This is a genomic window from Mycobacterium sp. 1245852.3, from assembly GCF_001669335.1.
GTDB classification, from domain to species: domain Bacteria; phylum Actinomycetota; class Actinomycetes; order Mycobacteriales; family Mycobacteriaceae; genus Mycobacterium; species Mycobacterium europaeum_A.
Map to the genome: position 1 here is coordinate 1 of NZ_LZLL01000518.1, position 23,478 is coordinate 23,478.

Annotated in this window: 22 protein-coding genes, 1 tRNA gene and 1 pseudogene; 8 read left to right on the forward strand and 16 right to left on the reverse strand. The window is 63.1% G+C overall.

Annotated features, from left to right (window positions below; translation table 11 throughout):
* Window positions 1-38 precede the first annotated feature (38 nt).
* The 8 genes and pseudogenes from A9W96_RS23255 to A9W96_RS33450 form a co-directional block, all read left to right on the forward strand.
* Window positions 39-287 (forward strand): hypothetical protein, encoded by a 249-nt coding sequence (locus A9W96_RS23255; RefSeq protein WP_067143387.1) that lies wholly within the window; start codon window positions 39-41, stop codon window positions 285-287.
* Entirely contained in the window at window positions 280-2,481 is a 2,202-nt protein-coding gene (locus tag A9W96_RS23260; RefSeq protein ID WP_067143390.1) for a type IV secretory system conjugative DNA transfer family protein, read from the forward strand. Before A9W96_RS23255 ends, A9W96_RS23260 begins: the two co-directional genes overlap by 8 nt.
* Window positions 2,478-3,440, forward strand: a complete 963-nt coding sequence (locus A9W96_RS23265) for a replication-relaxation family protein (RefSeq protein WP_082972556.1) — start codon at window positions 2,478-2,480, stop codon at window positions 3,438-3,440. Before A9W96_RS23260 ends, A9W96_RS23265 begins: the two co-directional genes overlap by 4 nt.
* A complete protein-coding gene (locus tag A9W96_RS23270) occupies window positions 3,437-4,474 on the forward strand; it encodes a site-specific DNA-methyltransferase (protein ID WP_067143393.1) in 1,038 nt (345 codons plus the stop codon). Before A9W96_RS23265 ends, A9W96_RS23270 begins: the two co-directional genes overlap by 4 nt.
* An 86-nt stretch (window positions 4,475-4,560) precedes the next feature.
* Complete coding sequence (locus A9W96_RS23275; protein ID WP_067143396.1) at window positions 4,561-4,884, forward strand: hypothetical protein; 324 nt, start codon at window positions 4,561-4,563, stop codon at window positions 4,882-4,884.
* Window positions 4,885-5,031: 147 nt separating this feature from the next.
* A complete protein-coding gene (locus tag A9W96_RS23280) occupies window positions 5,032-5,652 on the forward strand; it encodes an antirestriction protein ArdA (protein WP_067143539.1) in 621 nt (206 codons plus the stop codon).
* A 154-nt stretch (window positions 5,653-5,806) separates the two neighbouring features.
* The gene (locus A9W96_RS23285) at window positions 5,807-6,205 is read left to right on the forward strand and encodes a helix-turn-helix domain-containing protein (protein ID WP_067143400.1); all 399 of its coding nucleotides are present in this window, start codon (window positions 5,807-5,809) and stop codon (window positions 6,203-6,205) included.
* Between the two features lie 2 nt (window positions 6,206-6,207).
* A pseudogene (locus tag A9W96_RS33450) lies at window positions 6,208-7,242 on the forward strand (recombinase family protein); the annotation flags it as partial.
* 87 nt (window positions 7,243-7,329) lie between these two features.
* Here the strand turns inward: A9W96_RS33450 and A9W96_RS32850 are convergent.
* The 16 genes from A9W96_RS32850 to A9W96_RS23360 form a co-directional block, all read right to left on the reverse strand.
* Complete coding sequence (locus A9W96_RS32850) at window positions 7,330-7,533, reverse strand: hypothetical protein (protein ID WP_067143403.1); 204 nt, start codon at window positions 7,531-7,533, stop codon at window positions 7,330-7,332.
* A 313-nt stretch (window positions 7,534-7,846) separates the two neighbouring features.
* Window positions 7,847-7,923, reverse strand: a tRNA-Met gene (locus A9W96_RS23295).
* A 270-nt stretch (window positions 7,924-8,193) separates the two neighbouring features.
* Window positions 8,194-8,496: a hypothetical protein gene (locus tag A9W96_RS31705; RefSeq protein WP_156765381.1), complete on the reverse strand. Its 303-nt coding sequence runs from the start codon at window positions 8,494-8,496 to the stop codon at window positions 8,194-8,196.
* 227 nt (window positions 8,497-8,723) lie between these two features.
* Window positions 8,724-9,386, reverse strand: a complete 663-nt coding sequence (locus tag A9W96_RS23300) for a class I SAM-dependent methyltransferase (protein ID WP_067143406.1) — start codon at window positions 9,384-9,386, stop codon at window positions 8,724-8,726.
* Window positions 9,387-9,539: 153 nt separating this feature from the next.
* Window positions 9,540-10,364, reverse strand: coding sequence for a helix-turn-helix transcriptional regulator (locus A9W96_RS23305; protein WP_067143409.1), 825 nt, complete (start codon window positions 10,362-10,364; stop codon window positions 9,540-9,542).
* A gap of 368 nt (window positions 10,365-10,732) precedes the next feature.
* Window positions 10,733-11,605, reverse strand: coding sequence for an alpha/beta fold hydrolase (locus A9W96_RS23310; protein ID WP_231999820.1), 873 nt, complete (start codon window positions 11,603-11,605; stop codon window positions 10,733-10,735).
* Window positions 11,606-11,615: 10 nt separating this feature from the next.
* Window positions 11,616-12,986: an NAD(P)/FAD-dependent oxidoreductase gene (locus tag A9W96_RS23315; RefSeq protein ID WP_067143414.1), complete on the reverse strand. Its 1,371-nt coding sequence runs from the start codon at window positions 12,984-12,986 to the stop codon at window positions 11,616-11,618.
* A gap of 164 nt (window positions 12,987-13,150) precedes the next feature.
* Complete coding sequence (locus A9W96_RS23320; protein ID WP_082972557.1) at window positions 13,151-13,891, reverse strand: SDR family NAD(P)-dependent oxidoreductase; 741 nt, start codon at window positions 13,889-13,891, stop codon at window positions 13,151-13,153.
* A gap of 15 nt (window positions 13,892-13,906) precedes the next feature.
* On the reverse strand, window positions 13,907-14,908 hold the full coding sequence (locus A9W96_RS23325; RefSeq protein WP_067143419.1) for an LLM class flavin-dependent oxidoreductase: 1,002 nt from the start codon (window positions 14,906-14,908) through the stop codon (window positions 13,907-13,909).
* Window positions 14,890-15,540, reverse strand: a complete 651-nt coding sequence (locus A9W96_RS23330) for a DsbA family protein (protein WP_082972558.1) — start codon at window positions 15,538-15,540, stop codon at window positions 14,890-14,892. The genes A9W96_RS23325 and A9W96_RS23330 overlap by 19 nt, the downstream gene beginning before the upstream one ends.
* A complete protein-coding gene (locus A9W96_RS23335; RefSeq protein WP_067143427.1) occupies window positions 15,537-16,505 on the reverse strand; it encodes an alpha/beta hydrolase in 969 nt (322 codons plus the stop codon). Before A9W96_RS23335 ends, A9W96_RS23330 begins: the two co-directional genes overlap by 4 nt.
* Before the next feature lie 40 nt (window positions 16,506-16,545).
* A complete protein-coding gene (locus A9W96_RS23340) occupies window positions 16,546-18,144 on the reverse strand; it encodes a UbiD family decarboxylase (protein WP_067143430.1) in 1,599 nt (532 codons plus the stop codon).
* Between the two features lie 36 nt (window positions 18,145-18,180).
* Window positions 18,181-18,804: a UbiX family flavin prenyltransferase gene (locus tag A9W96_RS23345; protein WP_067143433.1), complete on the reverse strand. Its 624-nt coding sequence runs from the start codon at window positions 18,802-18,804 to the stop codon at window positions 18,181-18,183.
* A gap of 755 nt (window positions 18,805-19,559) precedes the next feature.
* Complete coding sequence (locus A9W96_RS23350) at window positions 19,560-20,294, reverse strand: alpha/beta fold hydrolase (protein WP_082972559.1); 735 nt, start codon at window positions 20,292-20,294, stop codon at window positions 19,560-19,562.
* Between the two features lie 107 nt (window positions 20,295-20,401).
* A complete protein-coding gene (gene asnB, locus A9W96_RS23355; RefSeq protein ID WP_067143439.1) occupies window positions 20,402-22,234 on the reverse strand; it encodes an asparagine synthase (glutamine-hydrolyzing) in 1,833 nt (610 codons plus the stop codon).
* A 257-nt stretch (window positions 22,235-22,491) separates the two neighbouring features.
* Window positions 22,492-23,403 (reverse strand): SAM-dependent methyltransferase, encoded by a 912-nt coding sequence (locus A9W96_RS23360; RefSeq protein ID WP_067143441.1) that lies wholly within the window; start codon window positions 23,401-23,403, stop codon window positions 22,492-22,494.
* Between the last annotated feature and the right edge of the window lie 75 nt (window positions 23,404-23,478).

Below are 23,478 nucleotides of genomic sequence, written 5' to 3' on the forward strand. Positions count from 1 at the left end.
TGTAATCAACGAAATCCCATTCCGAAAGGAGGACACCTATGTCTAAAACAGGAGAAATCAACTATCGCCGCGGTGAACGAAACTTCGAGCGCCACATCTCCGTCCGTAGTGTCGACCGCGATCCGCCGGATCTGCGCAAGCTGAGCCGGGCGGTCATCGCTATCGCCCTGCGTGATGCCGAAGCCCACGCCGAGGCGCTCGCCGCCTTGAAGGGCAGCGTCGACAGCACCATCGAAACGCCGTCGGCGGCCGAGCAATCCGACAACCCGGAGCAGCCGAATGCCTGAGCCGCGTGATGCCACGGCGTCGGCCGGTTCGCTGGTCTGGCAGCAGTTGTTCTGGCCGCAACCGCTTTCCGAAGCGATTGCGTTCGGACTGCTGCGCCACTGGGCGGCGCAAATCCACGCCCCGCAACTCATTTTGGAAGCGCGCGCCGACGTCACCGGCGTGGAGTACCTGATCGGCAGTCAGCTCCGGCATGCAGCGGCCGTCCGCCGTGCCGTCGAGCACCTGGCCGATGGCGCCATCGTCACCTCATTCGAGGCCGATGATCGCCACGACGTCGCCGCCGCTCGCCGTATCCAATTGAGTACCAACGCCCGCCAGCTCGAGCCTGCCGACGCGGTGGCATCACAGCGCTCCATCCTTCACGCCCTGACGGCGGTCGGGAAGGGTGAGCGCCTGACCATCCAGATCGTGCTCGGACCGCGCCGCCATCCCAAGGACGTGCCGATCCAGCCGACGCGCGATAACCAGCCGACGATTTCCAAGCTCCTGTACGGTGTCCTGAGCGAGCCCCGCCCCGCCGCCCGACAAGCGTTGGCGCACAAGCTCGGCCAGCACGCCTTCACCGCGGCTGTCCGGCTCGGTGTGCAGGCGCCCACCGCCGAGCGACGCAAGGCGCTGCTGCTGGGCCTGGCCGCCGCTATCGGCACCACCGAAGCGCCCGACGTCCGCATCACCCTCCGCCAGGAAAAAGCCGACCGGCTGAACACCCCACGCGCGTCGTGGTCGGTGTTCACGCCGTCGCAGCGCCTGACCGTGACCGAAATCGCGCGGCTCACCGGCTGGCCGATCGCCGACCACGATCAGCACTTCCCGGGCCAGCCGCCCCTGCACCCGCGCCCCGTCCGCCCCAGCGCGGCAACGCAATCGGGGCAGCGGATCGTGGCTGCAGCCTCAGCGCCTGGCGCGGGCGGCACGATCGGTTACGACACGACCGACGCCCTGCGCCATACCTGGGTCATCGGCCCGAATGGGGTCGGGAAGTCAACACTGCTGCTCAACCTGATTCTGCAAGACCTCGAAGCCGATCGGCCGGTCATAGTTATCGAGCCCAAGGATCTCATCGCCGATCTGCTGGCCCGTATCCCGGAGAAGCGGAAGGGCGACATCGTGGTGCTCGACCCCTTCGACGAAGCGCCGGTCGGTATCAACCCGCTCGATGCCGCGCACCGCCACGGCCGCTCCCCCGAGGTCGTCGCCGACAGCCTATTCGGCACCTTCAAAGCCATATGGGGCGACAGCCTCGGCCCGCGGTCGTCCGACATTCTGCGCAACTGCCTCAATCTGTTGGCCGCGCGCGACGACGCCTCCTTGGTCATGCTGCCGCTGCTGCTGAGCAATCCCGGCTTCCGCCGCCGCCTGACCCGGAACGTCATGCAGCAGGATCCGTTTGCGGCCGGACCGTTCTGGCAGTGGTTCGACAGCCTCTCCCCCGAGGCCACCGCCACCACCATCGCGCCACTCAGCAACAAGCTTCGCCCGCTGCTCAGCAGACCGCTGCGCGACATCCTGGCTCAGCAACACCCCAAGTTCAACGTCCGCCAAGTTTTGAACGAAAAGAAAGTGCTGCTGGTCCCACTCCAAAAGGGTGTCATCGGCCCTGAGAACGCCCAACTGCTGGGCGCCCTGGTCGTCGCTGAGCTTTGGCAGGCGATCCGTGAACGCGCCGGAAGTCCTGAAGCCAGCCGCGATCCCGTCATGGTCTACATCGACGAGGTTCAGGACTATCTCCGCCTCCCAACGGACCTCGGCGATGCTCTCGCGACCGCCCGCAGCCTCGGGGCCGGCTTCCATCTGGCCCACCAATACGAAAAGCAGCTGCCGCCAAGCATGCTGGACGCCTTTCGCAACAACGCCCGCTCGCGTGTCTGCTTCCAACTGCAGGCCGGTGACGCCAAGGAAATGGCGGCAGGGCAGTCCGTCCTCTCGATCGAAGACTTCACCAAGCTGCCCGCCCACCACGTCTACGCCAGCCTGGTTCGTGAGAATGCCGTGCAGCCGTGGGCTTCCGGCATCACCAAGCCCGCGCCGACACCGTCTACCGATCCGGCGGACATCCGACGTCGCAGCCGTCAGCGCTACGGCCAACCGGTCGGGGAGATTGAAACCAGTTTCGCTGCGCTCATCGACACCGCTGCAGATGCCAACAGCACCAACGACATTGGCGCGCCGCGCCGCAGCCGGAGGCAGGCATGAGTGACTCCCCCTTCGCGTACCCCCTCGTGCCAAACCCGCGCGGCCGCTTACACCTGGCAGACGACCAAAACCGTCCCGCAGGGTTGGGGAATAGTGGTGCCCCACGGGGCACCACAACCCCCGCCAGACGGCGCCCTGAGCGACGCATCTCCGCCAGCGGGATCGATGCCATCGCGGCGCAACTGACCCACCGTGACCGGGCCATCCTGGCGTCCGTCCACCAGCATCGGTTCCTGACCGTCCAGCAGATCCGTTCCTTGCATTTCGCCGATCTCGCCCCAACGTCCGCCCGCCGCATGACGAAACGAACACTCGCCCGGCTGCGCGGTCTGCGTGTCCTGGGAGCCCTAACGCAGCGGGTCGGTGGCGCGCACGGCGGCTCACAGGGACTGATCCACTACGTCGATGCGACCGGCGATCGCATCCTCAGAAACCGCTCTGGCCGCGATGCCCGCCGGACTTACGAACCCAGCGCCCGCTTCGTCAATCACCGGCTGGCGATCGCCGACCATCACATCGCGCTGATTGCCGCCAGCCGTGCTGGCGAACTCGGACTCGTCGACAGCGCGGTCGAACCCGCCACGTGGCGGACATTCGTCGGTGTCGGTGCCGCCCGCCGCACCCTCAAGCCCGACCTCTATGCCGAGACTGCTAGTCGGGACGACCTCGTCCATGCCTGGTTCATCGAAGTCGACCTCGGCACCGAGCACATCCCGACGCTGCTCGCCAAGTGCCGCGAATACGAAGCCTATCGGCGGACCGGCATCGAGCAGGACCGCCACGGCGCCTTCCCGCTCGTCGTCTGGTCGATCACGCATCCCGACCCAGCAAAGGCTGAACGCCGCCGCCAGGCGTTTGCTGATGCCATTGCGGCCGACCGCAGCCTGCCGAGTGCGCTCTTCCGCATCGTCGCTCCCGAACAGTTGCTGCCGCTGATGCGGAACGGAGGCGCCCTATGAGTGCGCTCAACGAAGTTGCGCGAAACCGGATCGTTGTCGGTGACGCGATCGACCGGCTGCGCCGCCTGCCGGACGGCTCCGTCGACAGCGTGGTCACCAGCCCGCCGTACTTCCGTCTCCGCGACTACGCCGTCAAAGGACAGCTCGGTCTCGAAGCCGATGTCGACCTGTGGGTGAACCACCTGCTGACGCTTAGCGCCGAGATCCGCCGCGTCCTGGTCCCGACCGGCACCTACTGGCTCAACCTCGGCGACACCTACTCCAGTCATCCGTCCCAGGGGGCCGACCGCAAAAGTCTGCTGATGGCGCCGGAACGCGTCGCGCTGCGGCTGCAGGAAGCCGGCTGGATCATCCGCAACAAAATCGTCTGGGCCAAGCCGAATCCCGTGCCCAGCAGCATTCCTGACCGCCTCAACTGCACCTACGAAGTCATCTACGTCCTCGCCAAGCAGCCGACGTACTTCTTCGACCTCGACGCCATTCGCCAGCCGCACCAGTCAGCCGTCACCCCGAACCGAATGGCCAAGCGGGGCAACCCGTCACCTGACGCGTGGCGCGGACCGAACGGCATGGGCGCGTCCGGCCTCCACGCGCTGAAGAGCCAAGGACGGGTCGGGCACCCGCTCGGCAAGAACCCCGGTGACGTCTGGACGATCGCGCCCGGCCGCTACCGCAGCTCCCATCACGCGGTCTTCCCGCAGGAACTCGCCGAACGCATGATCGCCGCCGGCTGTCCCGAAGCCCGCTGCGTCCGTTGCCGATTGCCATGGAAGCGACAAATCATTCGTGCAGTCGACGGCGCCGCCCGCCGTTGCGTGCTCGCGCCGACCTGCCACTGCGATAGCCAGAGTGAACTGGGACTCGTGCTCGACCCCTTCATGGGCAGCGGCACCACCGCCGTTGCCGCCGAGCACCTCGGCCGCGACTGGCTCGGTGTCGAACTCAATCCGGTCTTCGCCGCCGTCGCCCGGGACCGCATCGCGACCGCGCGCCCCAACCCACAGACCCCGCCAGCCGAGAGGGCAGCCGCATGAGTCGGCGGCTGCCTCGTCGGTGTCATGCGGCCGTACCCGTAAGCGCAGCATGCGCTTACCGGCCGCACAGCACCGAGGAGGTCGCTATGTCCACACCCGACGAGTCCACCAAAGGCGTCAAAACCCTTGGCATCAGACTCAAGCCGGACGTCCACGCTCAGCTGAGCTTCATCGCCCAGCTGCGTGACGGCACCATCACCGATGAGATCCAGATCGCCATCGCCGAGCACATCGCCCGCGCCAAAGACGATCCGGAACTGGCCAGCAAGGCAGCCGAGGCCCGCGCCGAAATCGAGCGCGAAGCCGCAGCCCGCCAACAGGCCATCGCCACCTTGTTCGCCGACGGCGGCGAACCCAGCTCGACCCGCCAGGGCCGGGCAGCGAAGGGAGGAACCACATCGGGAGCATGACCGAGCCCGTGTAGGACACCGCGCCACTAGCTCCACGGCGCACCAGGGCCGGCGGGAGGCAGATCGAGCTATCAGGCTCTCTGCTTCCCGACCGGCCCGTTTCACCAAGCCAAGACCATAACGATAGCCACCAGAAAGGAGGTGATCATGAATGAAAAACAACCACGCGCACCACGACCAGAAGAAGGCCAACCCCTTGCGCCGAAAGACCCGGAGTCCGAACGAGTTCCCGCGCCGTCGCCACGGATCTACGTCGCCAGCCTTGCCGACTACACCAACGGACGCCTGCACGGCGCCTGGATCGATGCTGCCCGCGCACCGGAAGACATCCACGCGGACATCACGGCCATGCTCAAGCGCTCAGCCGAGCCGAATGCCGAAGAGTGGGCCATCCACGACTTCGACCACTTCGGCCGTTGCCGGATCGGCGAATACGACTCGATCGAGCGCATATCGCGCATCGCGAAAGGCATCGCCGAACACGGTGAAGCTTTCTCCGCGTGGGCTGATCTGTGCGGCGACGACCACGACCGCCTCGATGACTTCGCCGACGCCTACCTCGGGCACTTCGACTCAGTTCAGGAGTACGTCGACGACATGGCCGACGATCTCGGCTACCCCGACGAACTGGCCAAGCTTCCTGACTACCTGCAGCCCTACGTCCGCTTCGACACTGCCGCCCTTGCCAGGGACATGGAGCTGTCCGGCGATATCGAGACCGTTGACAACCCGGCAGGCGGCGTTTGGCTCTTTCGGACGGACCGGTAACGCGATGATGATGCCGCATGCGCTGCGATTCGCACCCGGAAATAAAGGTGAGCCTCGGCTGACTATTAGGTTTCTCGTTGTGAAATTGTATTTTCGCATTGTATTTGCAGAATTGTCCATTATACAATGGATAATACAAAGGGAGACAAGCGAAATGAATACCGATCAAACGGTACAGCTGATAAACCTACTCTCCAAAAAGCGTACCGAATGCGGCTTAAGCGTTGCTGAAGTTGCGCGCCGGGCGCACATCAACGTGGCAGCGGTGTGGCGTATCGAGCAGGGCAGGATCGCGACGCCCAAGGCCGAAAGCCTCATCGCGATCGGCCAAGTCCTTGGCATCCCGTCCATCGACTTGTTCACGATCGTGGGGTGGCTCAAAGCGGACGACCTACCAAGCCTCCGAATCTATTTGCGGTCGAAATACGACGACGTGCCCGATGAAACACTCGCCGAGGTTGAAGCCTGCATTGCCTCAGCCATGAAAACGGACTGGACAGACGGTGCGGACGCCGCCGGACCGAAAACTACCGCTGACACCAAGGAGCACTGACCATGGCGAAGGCTGTCATTTACCTCCGCGTATCGACAAAAGATCAAGCGCAGCGGGGCGGCGAGTCAGAGGGATTTTCGATACCGGCACAGCGTGAGGCTTGCGAAAAGCGAGCCCAAGCGCTCGGTGCCGAGGTCATCATGGAATTCGTCGATGCTGGCGAGTCCGCTCGCTCCGCAGACCGACCAGAGCTCAAACTGATGCTGAAATTTCTACAAGACCATCCCTGCGATTACGTCATTGTTCACAAGGTCGACCGGCTCGCCCGCAACCGTATCGACGACGTCGAAATCAACGTTGCGATCCAAAGGTCGGGCGCCAAGCTCGTATCGGTCACGGAGAACATCGACGAGACCCCTAGCGGCATGCTCATGCACGGCATCATGAGCTCTATCGCCGAGTTCTACAGCCGCAACCTTGCCACGGAAACACGCAAAGGCATGGCCCAGAAGGTCAAGAACGGCGGCACCCCGGGGATGGTCCCATTCGGCTACCTCAACGTGCGCACGCGCACGCCAGAAGGTTACGAAATCCGCACGGTGGCAGTGGATCCGGAACGGGCTGAGCATGTCCGCTGGATATTCGACACCTATGCGACCGGTGAATCGACCATGACCCAGATCCGCGAAGAGCTTGAGCGTCGAGGTGTGACGTCGTTACCGCGCCCGAAGCGTCCGGCACGACCCATGTCGACGTCGCATATCGAGACCATCCTGAGCAACCGCTACTACCTGGGCTTCGTCAAGTTCGACGGTGCATGGCATGCCGGCAGGCATGAACCACTGATCTCCGAAGAGACCTGGGAGAAAGTTCAAGAGGTACGGGCGAGCCGCGTCCGCACGCGCGAGAAACCGCAACAGCATCCCCACTACCTCAAGGGAAGCCTGTACTGCGGCCACTGCGGAGACATGCTCGGTATTGAAATCGTGAAAAACGGCACGGGAACCCGCTACCCCTACTTCTACTGCCTTGGACGGAAGACCCGCCGAACGTCGTGCGACTTCAAAGCAATATCGACCGCGGCGGTCGAAGCTCTCGTCGAAGAGCACTGGGGCACGCGTGAACTCTCCGACTCCCTCCGCGCAGAGATACGGCGCGACATCGTCGCTTACCTCGACGTTCTCTTACCGCAGCGCGACAAGCGCATACGAGCGGCGGAACGGCTCGTCAAGAAGCTCGCCGACGAACGCGATGCAGTCTTGCGCGCCCACTACGCCGGTGCCGTACCACTTGATCAGTTGAGAAGCGAACAAGGCCGCATCAGCACAGCGCTGGCGAACGCGAACCGCGAACTTGCGGACCGCCGGCTTACCCGCGACCAGCTGCACAAAGCCCTGGACCGCGCATTAAGCCTGCTCCGCAGCTCGCGTGATCTCTATCGCGGAAGCAACGGGCAAGGACGCCGGGCAATGAACCAGGCTCTTTTCGAACGGCTATACATTTCCGACGACGAGATCGTCGACGCTCAGCTGACTGACCTCTTCGACAGCCTGCTCGATCCGAACCTCAAAGAACGCCTCAACGAGGAACTCACCTCGATCAGCTATTCGACTCGTCATAGGGCCCTCACCAGCCCCAGAATGTCGAAAAGTTCGAACTCGCGCCCCTCTTATCAGGGCGCAAGTTCGAACTTTCGAACTTTGGTAGCGGGGACAGGATTCGAACCTGCGACCTCTGGGTTATGAGCCCAGCGAGCTACCGAGCTGCTCCACCCCGCGTTGGTGAATGCCAGGTTACCGAACCGGTCTCTCGGCGACCAAATCGCCCGCTCAGCGGGCATCGAAGCCGCGGCGCCCGCCAACCATCGTCTTGGGCACCCGAAGTCCGGTACGGTCTGTGGCCCGGCCATCAAATGCCCACCGGCCAGCCAGGGCGGACGCGCTGCATCTTTCCAAACTGCACACACCCAGCCAGGCGCCGTGCATTAGTTAAAGCACCGGTCGCGAGGTTTCGTGCGTCGATGGTGTCGTCATAACCGAAAGGCTTTCTTAATAATCTCCGTCACGTTTTTCTCTATCGGCCGCCATCAATTCATCGCTGAAAACTGACATCGCCGCACCGGTTGAAGTCGTTGGTTGCATCGACCGTTGGTCTCGCGACCGACGCTTGCACGCTGCGTCCTTCGACGTGCGCAAGGCATGCTGCACACGAAGCGGCCACCTGCCGACGATGCTGCCCACGCCGCAAGATGCAAACACGAGGTAGGCCTTGATCATCACTTCTTGTGAACCGTAGCCTGAGCCAACACGACGGCGCGTCAGCCAACAGACGAATTGGCGCAGCACGTTCACTCGGGGCACCGCGCCGTGGCGGTGGGCACCATCGCTTTCGGACTCTTCGGATGCGCGGACTGATGGTGTCGTCAATGCCGTAGCCTTCGTTTATTGCCCTGCAGCAGTGTAGGACTGGTGGAGGGTGTTGACCTTTGCCGGATGGTCGATGGGTCATCGTCAAAGTCATTCCCCATCAGGCTTTCTCACCTGAGGAGCATGGAATCGCCAGGAGATCCTTCTGCACATCACGGGCGGTGGGCGGTGAGAAGAAACGCTGGCAGCTTTTCGAGTCCGGCGGCGTCCAAATCGAACGTGTGGGCTGAACGGACTTTCGGCGCGTGTGCATGAATGAACGCCGGCCGGATCTCATCGATGGCCCAATGCTTGCTGACCGCCTCACTGAGCTCGTCTCGGGTCACCACGTTGGGAATCGGGTATCCGGGATCTTCTGGAAACGCATCCTGGGTGAACGTCAGGATATACAGCGTCGCGCCAGGCGCCGCCGCGCGACGTATTGAATCCAGGTAGTCGTCGCGCAAGGTTACCGGAAGCGCATGAAACAGTGCGCTGTCGACGATCGTCGAAAACTGTCCGTCGTAGCCGGTTAGGGATGTGATGTTGGCCGACACGAAGGTTGCATTGCTTAGCCGCCGCCTGCGGCCCTCCTGGGCGGCCTCGGCTATCGCGATCACGCTTCGGTCGACGCCAACGACCGTGTAGCCCAATGCCGCCAATACAAATGAAGTGTCGCCGTATCCGCAGCCGGCATCGAGAACCTCGCTGCGAAATCTACTTTGTGTGATGAGGTCGGCGATTTGTGGCTGCGGTCGCCCGATGCCCCACGGTGGCAGTCCATCGAAGATGCCGTCTTCGCGGTAGGCCTCGTCCCAATCCATAACTTCTGCCATCGGTCCCCTCCTGGGCGCTACGGCTGCGCCACTGCGCAGCCGCGGAATGGTCGCCACCCATGTTGGCGCCGCAGTTGGCCGGCATCCAGGCCCAAGTTTTCCTGGGATTCGTCACCACAGGGTCTAGCGCGATGCCGCTGAAGCCGCCCTGACTCAGCGCAATTCGGAAAGCAAACGGAGGCCTTCCTCTGAAGGCGTGCCGGGCTCGGCATAGTAGGCAATGATCGCCTGCCTCATGTCGGGAAGCATGAACACGCGGTAATGCAGCTCGAGCGGTCCGACCCTAGGGTGGTGGAACGGGGCTGGTCCGCTCGTCTTTTGCTCGACGCCTTGGCGTGCCCACAAGGTGCGGAAGCGTTGGCTGGCATCGCTGAGCTCGTCGACTAGCGATTGCAAATCGGGGTCAGCGGGGCTGTCCTCAGCGATATTGAAGCGAAGCCACGATACAAGCATTGCGGTTACGGTTACGTCGTCCCAGTTGCGCACCCAGGCGGGAAACTTCGGCTCCAGGAACGCCGTCCTCAGCTGGTTGAACCCTGGCGCGAAGTATGGCAAAAGCGCGTGCGCCATTGGGTTGGCCGCCAGGATGTTCATCTGCTGGTCCTGCACGTATGCGGGAATCAAGTTCCAATTGTCGATCAACGTCTGCAGGCCGGGATCGACTTTCTCGGCCGACGCGGCGACCCGTCGGCGGCGGCGTAGACCAGGGCGAGCCAGGTTTCGCATGTACTCGGTCGCATCATCGTTGAGTTGCAGCGCGCCGGCTAGGCGCTCGAGCACCTGATCAGAAGGCTGCCGCACCCGGCCTTGCTCGAGTCGCAGGTAGTAATCGGCGCTGATGTCTGCCAGCATCGCGACTTCCTCGCGGCGCAAGCCCTTCACCCGCCGACGTCGGCCCGCTGCAACGCCCACGTCTCCAGGCGTCAACTCATCGCGACGAGCTCGAAGAAATGCCGCCAGCAGTTGCCGGTCAGCCATGAAACGACAGTAGCGCTGTTGGGAGGGGCACGATTAGCCCGCCGCTAGCGGGGCCGCGAATATACCGGGAAACACGTCATCGCGTTTTTCCACCCACACAAATCTCGGCGTCGCTGCCTAACCACTCGTTCGCACCCGTGACTACGCCACGGCGATCACTCATACCACCCTCCCATCGTTGATTGCGGACAGCCGCCATGAATCTGCTGAGTTCGCAGGGGCTGTCGGAGCCCGAGGGCGCGATGAGGACGGACGGTCAAGACAGCCACCACCATCGCCGCTCCGTTTGGCGCGGTGTCGACGACACACCATGCCACCTCGAGTCAAGTACGACGACGCCGCGCTGAAGGATGCCGCAATCAGGCGATTCAATCGCGGGTCCCCTCCACGAAACTGGTAATAGCCAAGGCGAACTCTTCGGGTTCTTCGAGGTGGCCGAAGTGACCGCTTTTTTCCAGGATCTTGAGTCGGGATTGCGGAATGAGGTTGTGCAGTTCTTCTGCCCAGCGCACGCCGCAGATGACGTCATAGCGACCAGCAATCACCAATGCGGGCGTAGTGAGGGTCGGGAGCGCTGCGCGGTCGTCGATGACGTCAGGAACTAGGTCGGCGTCCAGCCTCGAGATATAGGTGACTCGCGCCTGACCTCGGACGGGCGCGAATTCGGTCTCTCGTCCCCAGTAATCGGCGAAGTACGCCGGCAGCAGCCCGCGTAGGGCGCGCGTGAGTTGTAAGTCGTCGGTAATCGATCCCACCGACTGCAGGGCAGCGAGAACGGTTGATAGCTCAGGATTGTCGGGGTTCCGGGCGGCGAACGCCTGAACCTGGCGAGTGGCCTCTGCGCCGTGCTCGTCGCCGGTATGCGGAGAGCTTTCGAATAGGATCACGCCGGTGAGGCGTTCGGGGTGATCTAGGGCATAGCGTTGTGCCACGAAGCCGCCGTAGGAATGCCCCAGCAGATAGACCTTGTCCTGGCCGAGGTGATCAATCAGCTTGTCAATGAGAGCGGCGTAGTAGCGGCGGGTGTACCCGTTCGGGTGGCTCGCTAGCCGGTCGGAGGCGCCGGTACCCATGGCTTCGACATAGACCATAGTCAGGTGATGTTCGACGGCGGGCACCCGCAGGTACTCCCAGAACACGCCTGGGCCGCCGGGCTGTACGACGCACACCGGTCCGCTGCCGTACACGTGATAGCGCTGGACCAGGCCCTTTGCGATCAAGGTGTGTGGTCCCGTGCTCAACGGATCTAGGTCAGGCTTCGAGCTGCGCATGGTTTTGTGCTCGAACCCGATTCGCCTTCGCGATGCGGCCGACGATATACGGGCGGAAGAGCGCTGAAGGGCCGTCCAGCATCCACACCACTCGGAAGAATTGCTGCGCGACAACCGGATCCGTCTCAGTGGCGATCAGGACCCGATCCATGTAGGAGTTCATTGCCCGAACGGACAGCGGCCGCCGGCCGGGCACCTGCGGAAGCGCCAAATCAGAGCTGACCGCCGTCCGCCATGCCACCTGAATTTTCTTGGCCGATTCGCGGTAGAACCGTCGAGCGACATTGCGATTTCCGTTGCGTAGGCAATCACGCAACGCCTCGGCCTCTAGTGCAGCGACGGTGATACCTTGACCGTAGATGGGATTGAAGGAACAGATTGCATCGCCAAACACCAGTAGCCCTTCGGGTATACGAGAAAGTTTGTCGTAGCGCCGCCAGCGGTTGGACGGGATTCGATACTGTGCGATATCAGCAAGAGGTTCAGCCGATCGCAGGACGGCCGCGACATCCCTAGGGGCAAGTTTGGCAACGAGATCGAACAGTTCGGTGCGGCTAGCGGGTGGTTCTTGACCGCCGATGGTGCCGCCGAGGACCAGATATATGTCCTGCTCGCAGGCGAACGTTGCGAACATTGTCGAGCGGGACGGAATGGGATAATTCGCCACGACGAGTTCGCGTAGCGCGCCACGTGGAATGCGCACGGGCAAGGTCGAATAGGCGATCTGCACCTCGACCTCATCGACCCGAGGTCGGCGATAGCCGAGTTCCTCAAGAAATACCGGTGCTCGTGATCCGCGCCCTGTCGCGTCCACAACCAAATCGGCCGTGAGCGCCAATTCGTCTGTAGTTCCGTGCTTGTGTACGCGGGCGCCGGTGATGCGAGCACGATTGGGATCGGCTGTGACACCGACGAAGTCGTGCTCCTCAAGAATTTCGACGTTCGGAATGTCGCGTACCGCACGGCGGACTGCGTGTTCCAGAAGGGGTCGGCTCATGTGGTAGTCGGTCAGCGAGGCCGGGTCCGGGATTGCCGTGCGGACCATCAGATGACCCGCGAACATGGACCAGAATCTCGACAGATCGCCATCGTCCCACCTCACGGCTCCATCGGCGACGAGCTGATCGAATATGCCCGGAAACAGGCCGCCAATGATCTCCACCGACTTGCCGAGTAATGCGTGCGGATGTTTACCTTGCGGAACGCCCCGTCGGTTGACCGGATCGGCAGGTAGGCGGTCACGTTCCACCACGGTGACAGTCTGGTAGAAGTCGGCCGCAACTCGTGCAGCCAATAGCCCGCCCAAACTTGCGCCCACAACGATGGCCTTGTTCCGATCCCGATATGTCATCCACTCCTCCTAGTCTCAGGCGGTCGGCAGCGATGCTGGGCTTTCCTGCCTACGGCCTCCGAGGCGGGGTATTGCCGCCGGACCGGGTACTTGGTAATCAAATACGTTGAGCCGCAACGCATGTCATCGCGATCAACGGCTCCGGTAGAGCAGCATGATGGGAGTCATTTCGGTGTGGCGGGACGGATGGTGGCAGCGATGCGCTCTTGCAAGCGCATTGGGCCCACGAACAACGTGTTCAGCCCCATGCCACCGTCAATGGAGATGTCCTGCGCGGTGATGTATCCAGCGTTGTCGCTGGCGAGGAAAGCGACCAGGTCGGCGACCTCATCGGGGCGGCCGAACCTGCCGCTCGGTAACGCCGCACGGATACGTTCTTGGTCCGCGTCAGGCAGCGTCAGCGCCTTGGGCGTGGCGATGATCCCGGGCAGGACCGAATTCGCGGTGATGCCAAGGGAACTGTTCTCGATGGCGACGGTGCGCATCACGCCGTGCAGTCCGGCTTTCGATGCAGCGTAGGCGACTTTGCCAGCCGCCCCATTACGTCCCGCGACGCTTGAAATCGCCACGATGCGACCGAAACGACGCTCCTGCATGCCCGGTAGACATGCCTGGATGACCCGGAAGGCGCCGGTGAGGTTGACGTCGATGTCGCGCGACCACTGTTCGGCCGACATCGAGTGCGCCGGCGCGTAGGTGTCGACGACGCCCGCCACCACCACACAGATGTCGATATCGCTGCCGAACCAATCGGGTATCGGGTCAGCGGCCAGATCCAGCACGGCATCGGCTGGGCCGACGACATCCGTCGTTCGGACCTCGACGCCGTCGGCTCGCAGCCGTTGACAAATCGCAGAGCCGATTCCGCCGTTCGCACCCGTCACAACCGCACGACGATCAGTCATGCCACCCTCCCCTTGCTAACCGCGGACAGCCGCCATGAATCTGTCCAGTTCACAAGGAATGTCGGGTCCTGAAGGCTCGATAATGATTTCGGTGGCGCCCGCTTGGGCCATTGCGGCCACGGCCTTGCCGACCGTGTCGGCGGATCCGCTCAGGGTGACCGACGGAACCGAGGCGTAGCCTCCGGCGTGCCAACCCGCCAGGTCGGCATCATTCATCTCGACCATGGTGCCCTGGTGAATCTCCAAGTGGCGCAGGCGTTGCGGCACCTTCTCGACCACATCCAGCCAGGCCGAACCGCCGGGCATGTCGCGCAGCGCGTCGGCGCCCTGGGTAGTATAGACGAAGTGATATGCCGCCGCCCATGGCGCACCCACCGCCAGCCGGACCCGTTCGCCGGCCAGATCCTCGCCGTCGTCGAGGACGGTACCCATTGTGGCTACCACGGCGCGCGCGAAGTCGCGTTGGCCCGGCACCACGTTGAACATAGAGATCACCCCATCGGCGCCGAGTCGCTTGGCGACGCCGGCACCCTTGGGCCCGGTCGCCGCCAGCAGCAATGGGATTCGCAGGGGCAGTGCGTCGGCTTGCTCTGACGTCAGCATCAGCTTGATGGCCGCACCCTCCCAGTCGATTACCTCTCCCGCCAGCAGAGCCTGGTACGCACGGATGTAAGCCTCCATGTAGGACCACCGAATCGGGGGCTGACCGATGGACGCCCGGCTGGAGAAACCGGTGCCGAAAGAAGTCAGTATGCGCCCGGGCGCCAGTCGATGCAGTGAGACGGTCTCTGCGGCGTTGACCAACGGATGGCGCTGCGTCGGGATCAGTACCGCAGGACCTAGCTCAATCGTCGTGGTGCGCTCGGCGGCGCGGTGCAAGCCCAACCAGACGTCGTCACCTCCGAACGGAGTGTCGTAGAGATAGGCCCGTCGATAGCCCAGTGTCTCCGCCGTGGCGATGTGCTGAGCTGACTCATATGACGGGGGTAGCGCGACACTTACATCAATCTCTGCCATTGATGGTTCCTCTCTGATGGCTGTCTCTGGCTCAATGCATCTCGGCCAACACGCTCAAATTCCGATATTGGCAGGAGCCCTGAGATCAATCGACCTTCGAGCAGCCATGCTGGTGTGCCGTATACGCCGCACTCGTCAGCGGCCCTCTCGGCCTGATCGACTGCGGCATAGGCACTTCCGTCGGCGAGAGCGGTGCGCAACGCGCTCAGCTCAACGCCGGCATTCGCGGCGTGCCGGTCGATGACCGCTTGATCGTTGATATCTTCACCGAGAACGAAGTGTGCTTCGAAGAGCTTGCTCTGGACTTCAGCGAAGGCACTGGGCTGATTGCGGCGAACCCACTCGGCGGCGGCTAACGCCTTCCTGCTGTTCGGGATTCGCAGCGGCCAGTGCAGCATCAGCCCCTCCCCTTCCGCCTCCCGTTCGATCATTTTCGAACGCCGCCCACGACGTGGACCGACAACAAGACCGGCGGGCGGAATCTCGGGGTGCGCCTGGAATGGCAGTGAGATGACCGCAACGCCAGCATCCGCCAGCACCGCAGTCCTGTTCTGCCCGATGTAACAGAACGGACATGTCAGGTCGTACCAGTGCAGTGCCCGGACCCGCACGTCGTCGCCAACATCGCTCATGACTTTTTCCTCGGCGGAGACGAGTTCAGCGCCTGGCGCAGGACGTTGATTGACTGCGCGATCGCCGTCGTAGCCGCGGCGGTTTGGCGCAGCTCGTTGAGCATCATGAAGTCGTGCATGGTCGCGTTGTAACGGACGCTGGTGCAGCGCACCCCGGCCGCCGTCAACTTACGGGCATAGGCTTCGCATTCGTCTCGCAGGACGTCGCACTCGCCTGCGACGACGAACGCATCGGGGAGTCCGGCGAGTTCATCCAGGCCGGCGTTGATCGGCGACGCGAGGATGTGCTTGCGCTGGGTCGGGTCGGGCAGGTAAGCATCCCAGAACCAGGCCATGGTCTTGGCGGTCAGATGTGGGCCATCGGCGAAATCGCGGTAGCTGGCGGTATTTTGTGCAGCATCGGTCACCGGGTAGTACAGCGACTGGTGAACGAAGGCGACATCGCCGCGGTGCTGGGCCAGCAGGGTCAACGCGGCGGCCAAGTTCCCTCCGGCGGAGTCGCCGGCGACCGCGAGGCGGGTGGCGTCGAGATGCGCAGTCGCGCCGTGCCGGTTGACCCAGCGTGCGGCCGCGTATGCCTGTTCGAGCGCGATGGGATGGCGAGCCTCTGGTGCGCGGTCATAGTCGACGAATACGGTCGCGGCGTGCACCCCAACCGTGAGCTCGCGCACCAGCCGATCATGGGTTGCGGCGCTGCCAAGAACCCATCCCCCGCCGTGTAGGTACAACACGACCGGCAAAAGGCCTTCAGCATGAACGGGTTTGACAATCCAGATGCGTGCCTCGACACCGTCGGCCTCGACAGTGGCCCACAACTCGTCCACGGCCGGCTTGGTAATCGGACCAGACTGGATCTCCTCCAAACCTGCGCGCGCCGCGCATGGGCTCAGTTCGTACACCGGCGTTCCATGGGCCGCGGCTTCAGCGAATTCGGCCGCGGCAGGCTCCATGACATACGCGCTCACAAGTGAAATTCCTTTTGGAAAGGGTGGCGGTCAGGGCTGATTACACCCCCGGCATCCGCTTGCTCAGCTTCCGCAGCGTCAGCATTTCGCGGCCGTCGTCGTCGAGGTACGGGATGCCGATCCCATACTCTTCCCACCGGCCGGCGATTTTGGATTCCAGCTCGGGCGATAGCCGATCGGTCGGCGGGAAGCGGCGCCCGCCCCATTCGGCGCGAGGCTCGATCTCCCAGCTGCGGGTGGCATCGATGAGCACGCGCGTCCATTCGCCGGTCCCGTACTTGTTGGTGTCGTTCTTCTCCGGCGGGGTCGAAGGATCGAGCGAGGAGCCCAGGCCCGGTCCAAAGAATGCGATGTCACCGAGGCCCGCGTTGACCCGATAGGACATGGCCCAGTCCAGCGCGACCGGATCGTGGATGTCGATGTCCTCCTCGACGACCATCACATTTTTGTGGAACCACACCGACCCACCGGTGCCCCAGAGCGCCGACGCGATCTGTTGCGCGTGGCCGCGGTACCGCTTCTGAATCTGCACAAGAGTGTTCTGGCCGTTGGTCACCTCCGTCATCCAGAGGTCGGTGATGCCGCCGATCCCGAGATCGTCGAGCACGTTCCAGGTGATTGCCGACCGAGCGAAGTTAGTGATGCTGTCCTCGTTGAACATGCCCGGCCGTATCCCTTCGAGCGTGCCGCGCAGCACGGGGTCGTTGCGGTGGGTGATCCGGGTGACCCGCAGGACCGGCGCCGGTGCCGCGCCGCCGATGAAACCCGGATACTCCGCAAACGGGCCCTCCACGACGAATGTCGAGGGATCGGGATCGATGAAGCCCTCGACGACAATCTCGGCGGTCGCCGGCACGTGCAACGGCACCGATTCGCACGCCACCAGGTCGACCGGGCGGCCGAGTATCGCCCCCATCATGTCCCACTCACAGACGTTCTTGGGGAACGGGCTGCCGGCGCAGAACGGCAGGACGTCGTGCCACCCATAGACGACGGCAACGGGCATCGGCTCTGGCTTGTATTCCTCCATATGGCCGCCCCAGCCCTGACTGGGCACCAACAGTTTGGCGATCTTGTCGCGGTCCACGATCTGGCCGCGATAGAGGCCGATGTTGTCGCGTCCGGTCACCTTGTCCTCGGTGACGACGCCGCAGAACGTGTCGATGTAGCGACCGCCGTCCTCACCGTGCCACTTCGGGACGGGGAACTCCCACAAATTGATGTCGTTGCCTTCGAGGATGTTCTCTTTGACCGGGCCGGAGTCGACGATGCGCGGTGGGATGGGTTTCTTGAATGCCTCTCGCAGGTGAAGCACGATTGCCGAATCGCTGGCGTCGTCGGGCAGTCCCAACATGAGCTGAACCTGGCGTCGGTTACCGAGTGCCGACGTCAAAAGCTTTGTGCAGCGAGTGTTCTCGTGGCCGACGACGTTTTCGAACAGCAGCCCTGGGCCGCCCAACGAAAGATTCGCGCGGGTGATCGCGCCGATCTCCTCGTCCCAGTCCACGGAGGCCGTGATACGGCTCAGCTGCCCGGCGGCTGCCAGGGTGGCCAACCACGTTCGCAGGTCGGGGCCGGCTTCCCCGTTTCTTGATTCGGTCACGTTGGGGGTTTCCGACAGGCGTGTCCCCATGGTCATTTCGCTCTCCTCAGGCTTTCAGGGTTTCTCTAATCGTCAGTTGTTGACCATCCAGTCGTCGGCTTCCGCGAGGTGTCGGTGGCCGTTAATACGTGCTGGAGGCTGATCCTCCTTCCAGCGCTGGATCAGCGAGTGCTCGATCCCAAGTTGGTCGATGACACGCCCGACCACCTGGTTCGTCACGTCATCGACGGAAGTGGGCCGGGTGTAGTAGGCCACCATCGGCGGGAAGATCACGGCCCCGGCACGCGCCAGGTAGCGCATGTTGTCCAGGTGGATCTCGCTCAGCGGGGCCTCCCGCGCGACCAGGACAAGCCTGCGCCGCTCCTTCAGCGTGACGTCGGCGGCACGGGTGATCAGGTTGTCGCTGAAGCCAATTCGGATGGCTGCCAGGGTCTTCATGCTGCAGGGGCACACGACCATGCCATCCGTGCGGAACGATCCACTAGAGATGCCTGCAGCAAGATCGCGGGCACTGTACACGTGTGACGCCAGCGCTCGGACCTCGTCGACGCTGGTATCGGTCTCCATCTTGATCGTTGCCCTGGCCCAATCGCTGAGGATCAGGTGCGTCTCGACTCCCAGCTGCCCAAGAGCTTCCAGCAGCCGGATGCCCAGAGCGGCACCCGTCGCTCCGGTTATAGCAACCACTAGGCGCATCGTCTTTCCTCCTCCCGGGAACACCGGCCAGGCACGCAATCTGACCGAGCGATACGTCCGGCGAACCCGACGACTGCTTCGCTCGCGGTTATGACGGCGGGCACCCTGGCGCGGACCGCGGGCTTGACGGCCGCCCCCGCGAACTGGCGGTGGTAGGAGCCGGCTCGCACGCCGCCCTTCAGGACCAGAGTCGGGCGCTCACAGCGGGTCTTCGTCATCGGTCAGAGTTTCCAGCAGATCGGCCTGTGGTCGCATCCGCCGGTGGCTAGCCATCGTGGCCATTTCTGGTAGCCGTGAGGCCGATAGTGCGCCACGTCGGTGAGGAGCTCAACTCAGCGGACACCGCCGTGACGTAGTCCGGGGCCCGACCGGGGCAATGAAATCGAGCAACTCGGCTACATCGACCGGGAGGTCTTGACCACCGACGATGCCGCCGAGTACCTGAACTATGCCGTCCTCGCAGACTTACGGTGCGAACATGGTCGGGCGGGAGGGGACTAGGTGGTATGCCACGACGAGTTCACGTAATTTGCGCGGTGCGATGCGCACCGACAAAGTGACATAGGCAATTTGCACCTTATCGTGGGCCCACAGTCGGCCTCCTACGACCCGTCGCTCCTTAAACCCTGACCGGATCGATTCGACCCCCATCGACGATTCGGTCTCGGGTGAAGACCATCACCCAGTACGCGTACGAATCGCGGACGCGACGTCGTAATCATTGGGAGTTGTCGCTGACGATTGCTGCCACGAGATCAGGCTGAGTCGGTCCGTTCGCCGCGGTCGGTGGTGGTCTTTGCCGCCGCCACAATGAGATCCGCGAGTGCGGAGGGCATAGAAAGCATCGGCGCGTGGCCCGACTGCAAGCGGCGAACGTAGGTTGCACGGCGCGCCAGGAGATCCTGGTCCTCGCGAGAAAAAGCCTGGTCCCTTTCGGCCACGATAAATGTAGACGGAATCGTGTGCCATGCAGCGGCGCTCAGCACCTGGCTGCCCGTGCGTAGGCTGCTCGGCTTGAGGCGGGCAACCGCGCGATCCGCTATCTCGTGCGGCACATCGCTAAGGCAGCTGGTGCGCGCGTCCCGAACCGTAAAAGTGTCTCCCTCGACTTTCACACTGTCGTGGTTCCGGGCAAAGGTGAATACTGTTTCGCCTATGTCCAGCTGTAAAGCGCTGACATACACCAGATGTCGGACATTGGGTAGGCCGGCGGCGGCCTGGGTCGCCACTGCGCCGCCATAGGAGTGGCCGATTACTACCACTGACCCGTCAACTTTCTGGATGCGTTGACGGACGACGTCGGCATCTTCAAACAGGCCGGCACGCGGGCCTCCTCTGTCGGCAACGCTGGGAAGGTCGACCGTCTGCGTCTGCCAGTTGCGCGCCGATAGCTCGGGTCGTAACTCATCCCAAATCCACGAGCCGAAAAAGGCGCCGTGAACCAGTAATAGCACTGGCCGCGAATCGCTTGCCTCTAATGGCGTGCTCATCAATGTCTCCTCTGTCAGGCCCGTACCCGGGCAGTGGCCCTAACCGTCTGCCGATTTGGCTGGGGTCGATTGCTTCGACATCGGGCCGAGCTGGGCCGGCGGCTGCGTCAAAAAACAATCTCGGCCTCATAGAGGTCGAGCCAGGTTGCGAGATCGAGCGCCTGCTCCATCTGGCCCCTGGCGCCGCCCGATAGCGTCTGAGGGTCGAGATTGGCCAGCTGCTCGAGTCCGGAGCGCTCAATCAGAGCGAACAGCGCATCGTTCTCAGATACCAGAAGATGCTTGGCCTGCCTCTGTATCTGCGCCCCGTACTTCGGATCGGCTGTAGACGGGTAACCAGCTTTGACCCGCTGCACCACCGACGCCGGCAGTAGGCGATGGGTGGCCCCGCGCAACAGGCTCTTCTCCCGCCCGTCGAACGTCTTCAGGGACCACGGCGTGTTGTATACGTATTCCACCAGCCGGTGATCGCAGTACGGCACCCGCACCTCCAAGCCCACCGCCATACTCATCCGGTCCTTACGGTCCAACAGCCTCCGGAGGAACCGGGTCAGATGCAGATAACTCATGACCCTCATGCGGTGGGTGAAGTCGTCCTCACCGTCGACCCTGGACACCTCGCGGACCGCGTCGGCGTACCGGTCACGCTTGTATGCGTCCAAGTCGAGCGCCGAGCGCAACGGCTCGGTGCACATCTGAGCGGAGATGTCTCCCATGATGGTTCCCACCACCGCAAGCCACGGAAAGTCGTCGGTGTGCTGCATGACGGGGTCGTGGAAGTGCGCATAGCCGCCAAAGACTTCGTCGGCCGACTCCCCGGACAGCGCCACCGTGGAGTGGCCGCGGATCGCCTTGAACAACAGGTACAGAGATGCGTCCAAGTCGGCGTTGCCTCCCGGCAGGTCGCGGGCGGTGACCACGTTGCGCCGGACGTCCTGGTCCGCCAGATCATTGGCATCGAGCACGATTTCGGTGTGCTCGGAGTGGACGTGCGTGCTGACATCGCGCGCGAACGGGGAGTCCCAGGTTGGGCGGAGCTCGTCTCGGGTGAAGTTCTCGGCCTGTCCGGCGAAGTCCACCGAGAAGCTCCGCACCGGATGACTCAATTCACGCGCGGCCAATACGGTGATTGAGCTGGAATCCAGCCCGCCGGATAGCAATACACATTGGGGCACGTCGGCCACGAGTTGCCGCCGTACGATGTCGTCGAGCAACTCGCGCACCCGCCGAACGGTCGTCTCTTGGTCGTCGGTGTGGAGCCGCGACTCCAGCCGCCAATAGGTGCGCTCCCGGATCCCGCGGTCGTCGACGGTGACGATCGTGCCCGGTTCCACTTCGCGCATACCCTTCCAGATGCCGAGCTTCGGAGTCTTGATCGGAAGCAGGATCTCGCGAAGGCCTTCGACGTCGACGGCCCGCTTGGCGAGAGGATTGGCCAGGATCGCCTTCGGTTCGGAACCGAACAACACCCCGTCCGATGTCGGATAGAAATAGAACGGCTTAATTCCCATTCGATCGCGGATCATCACCAGCTTGCGGTGCCGCGCGTCCCAGATCGCGAATGCATACATCCCATTGAGACGATCTGCCACCGCGTCACCCCAGTGCAGGTAGCCTCTTAGTACCGCCTCGGTATCACTGGACGTCCTAAAGCGCTCCCCCCGCGCCACCAACTCGTCCCGCAACTCGGTGAAGTTGTAAACCTCGCCGCTGTAAACCATTACGACATCGCCCGTGGGAGTCGACACCGACATCGGCTGCGCGCCGCCCGGCAAGTCGATCACTGCGAGTCGGCGATGGCCCAGCGCCGCGTTGGGTTCAGACCACGCTCCTGACGCGTCTGGGCCACGGCACGCCATCGTCAGCGTCATCGCGTCGAGCACCTCACGCTCACGCGTCAGGTCCCGCGCGAAAGCAATCCATCCAGTGATGCCACACATGTTGTTGCCCTTCCCATTTCAAGAATTTGTTCGCCGTAACCACCTATGCTCATTAGCCGCCTAGTGCGAGTGCCCGGCGTGATGAGGGTCAAGATCATCGGCCGAAACGCGCACAATTCGCCGATCCGACGGCGCAATTCCTGGACCAGTGCGGCATGGGTCCCAGAAGATGTACGGATGCGCGGGCTCCTGCCACGGCGACGTCTCGTCGACATTCAGCGTGCAGCGAACCGGCACGTGATCGCATTCGCCGTTGACTAGTCATCACGATCATTTCGAGTGGCTATGAGGTATCTGATCACTCCATGTCCGTTCGGACTTGGATCCAGGTCGCCAATCGGTACCCGGGCGGCGCCGACCAGATCGGTCAGGCTGTAGGCGCTGGTGGTCCATCCGCGATTTTGCAGGAGCTCTTCGACGTCGTCGCCGCCGTCTGAATAGGTCAGGCCAGTGAGGTCAACGTCGTACCCATGCTGCCGCCAGGTCGCTGCGAGAGTCTGGAGCAACGATCCGAGGGATTCCGAGCTCGGGGGCACGTGGTCGGTGATCAGTCGGCTGCGGCGGGCGCTCAGTGCCGTGATCTGGTCCAGTATGCGCTTCTGCGCGTCACCCGGCAGATACCCGATCATTAGTCCCTCAAGCATCCATGCTGTAGGCGCTGAATGATCAAAGCCCGCTTCCTGCAAAGCCGTCGGCCAGTCACGCCTTAAGTCGGCTCCCACACAGTGCAGTTCTGTGGCCGGCGTGGCACCGAGACCGGATAGCGTTGAATTCTTGAATGCGATAACCGCGGATCGGTCAATTTCGTAAGCCACACTGCCCGCCGGCCATTCCAACCGGTAGGCGCGCGAGTCCAGTCCGGAACCGAGAATCACCGCCTGGCGGATGCCTGCCGCCAATGCATCGGGAAAGAATCTGTCAAAGAACCGGGCGCGGACAGCGAAAAGATCTACAATCCAACCAGTTCCGAGAGCGGAGAAGTCGAGGCCTCCGCTCGCCAGTCGTACGAATGGCTCGGCGCCGGTCGCGCGTACCAGCTGTTCGGCGAACGGGTCCTCGATGATTGGATTCGTCCGCTTGCTGGCAGCTGCTCTGGCCGCCGCGACGATGGTGGCTGTAATGCCCACGCTGGTGGCCAGGTCCCAAGTGTCGTTGTCACTACGCATCATATTCTCCCCTCGATCGAACGCCTCACCTCTCACGGAATCACCACCGGCCGTAACTCGCCGTAGCGCAGGGGATTT

Coding starts and splice junctions, on each gene's coding strand:
- A9W96_RS23255 (WP_067143387.1), top strand. CDS start 39: ATGTCTAAAACAGGAGAAATCAACTATCGCCGCGGTGAACGAAACTTC.
- A9W96_RS23260 (WP_067143390.1), top strand. CDS start 280: ATGCCTGAGCCGCGTGATGCCACGGCGTCGGCCGGTTCGCTGGTCTGG.
- A9W96_RS23265 (WP_082972556.1), top strand. CDS start 2,478: ATGAGTGACTCCCCCTTCGCGTACCCCCTCGTGCCAAACCCGCGCGGC.
- A9W96_RS23270 (WP_067143393.1), top strand. CDS start 3,437: ATGAGTGCGCTCAACGAAGTTGCGCGAAACCGGATCGTTGTCGGTGAC.
- A9W96_RS23275 (WP_067143396.1), top strand. CDS start 4,561: ATGTCCACACCCGACGAGTCCACCAAAGGCGTCAAAACCCTTGGCATC.
- A9W96_RS23280 (WP_067143539.1), top strand. CDS start 5,032: ATGAATGAAAAACAACCACGCGCACCACGACCAGAAGAAGGCCAACCC.
- A9W96_RS23285 (WP_067143400.1), top strand. CDS start 5,807: ATGAATACCGATCAAACGGTACAGCTGATAAACCTACTCTCCAAAAAG.
- A9W96_RS23300 (WP_067143406.1), bottom strand. CDS start 9,386: ATGGCAGAAGTTATGGATTGGGACGAGGCCTACCGCGAAGACGGCATC.
- A9W96_RS23305 (WP_067143409.1), bottom strand. CDS start 10,364: ATGGCTGACCGGCAACTGCTGGCGGCATTTCTTCGAGCTCGTCGCGAT.
- A9W96_RS23315 (WP_067143414.1), bottom strand. CDS start 12,986: ATGACATATCGGGATCGGAACAAGGCCATCGTTGTGGGCGCAAGTTTG.
- A9W96_RS23320 (WP_082972557.1), bottom strand. CDS start 13,891: ATGACTGATCGTCGTGCGGTTGTGACGGGTGCGAACGGCGGAATCGGC.
- A9W96_RS23325 (WP_067143419.1), bottom strand. CDS start 14,908: ATGGCAGAGATTGATGTAAGTGTCGCGCTACCCCCGTCATATGAGTCA.
- A9W96_RS23330 (WP_082972558.1), bottom strand. CDS start 15,540: ATGAGCGATGTTGGCGACGACGTGCGGGTCCGGGCACTGCACTGGTAC.
- A9W96_RS23340 (WP_067143430.1), bottom strand. CDS start 18,144: ATGACCATGGGGACACGCCTGTCGGAAACCCCCAACGTGACCGAATCA.
- A9W96_RS23345 (WP_067143433.1), bottom strand. CDS start 18,804: ATGCGCCTAGTGGTTGCTATAACCGGAGCGACGGGTGCCGCTCTGGGC.
- A9W96_RS23350 (WP_082972559.1), bottom strand. CDS start 20,294: ATGAGCACGCCATTAGAGGCAAGCGATTCGCGGCCAGTGCTATTACTG.
- asnB (WP_067143439.1), bottom strand. CDS start 22,234: ATGTGTGGCATCACTGGATGGATTGCTTTCGCGCGGGACCTGACGCGT.
- A9W96_RS23360 (WP_067143441.1), bottom strand. CDS start 23,403: ATGATGCGTAGTGACAACGACACTTGGGACCTGGCCACCAGCGTGGGC.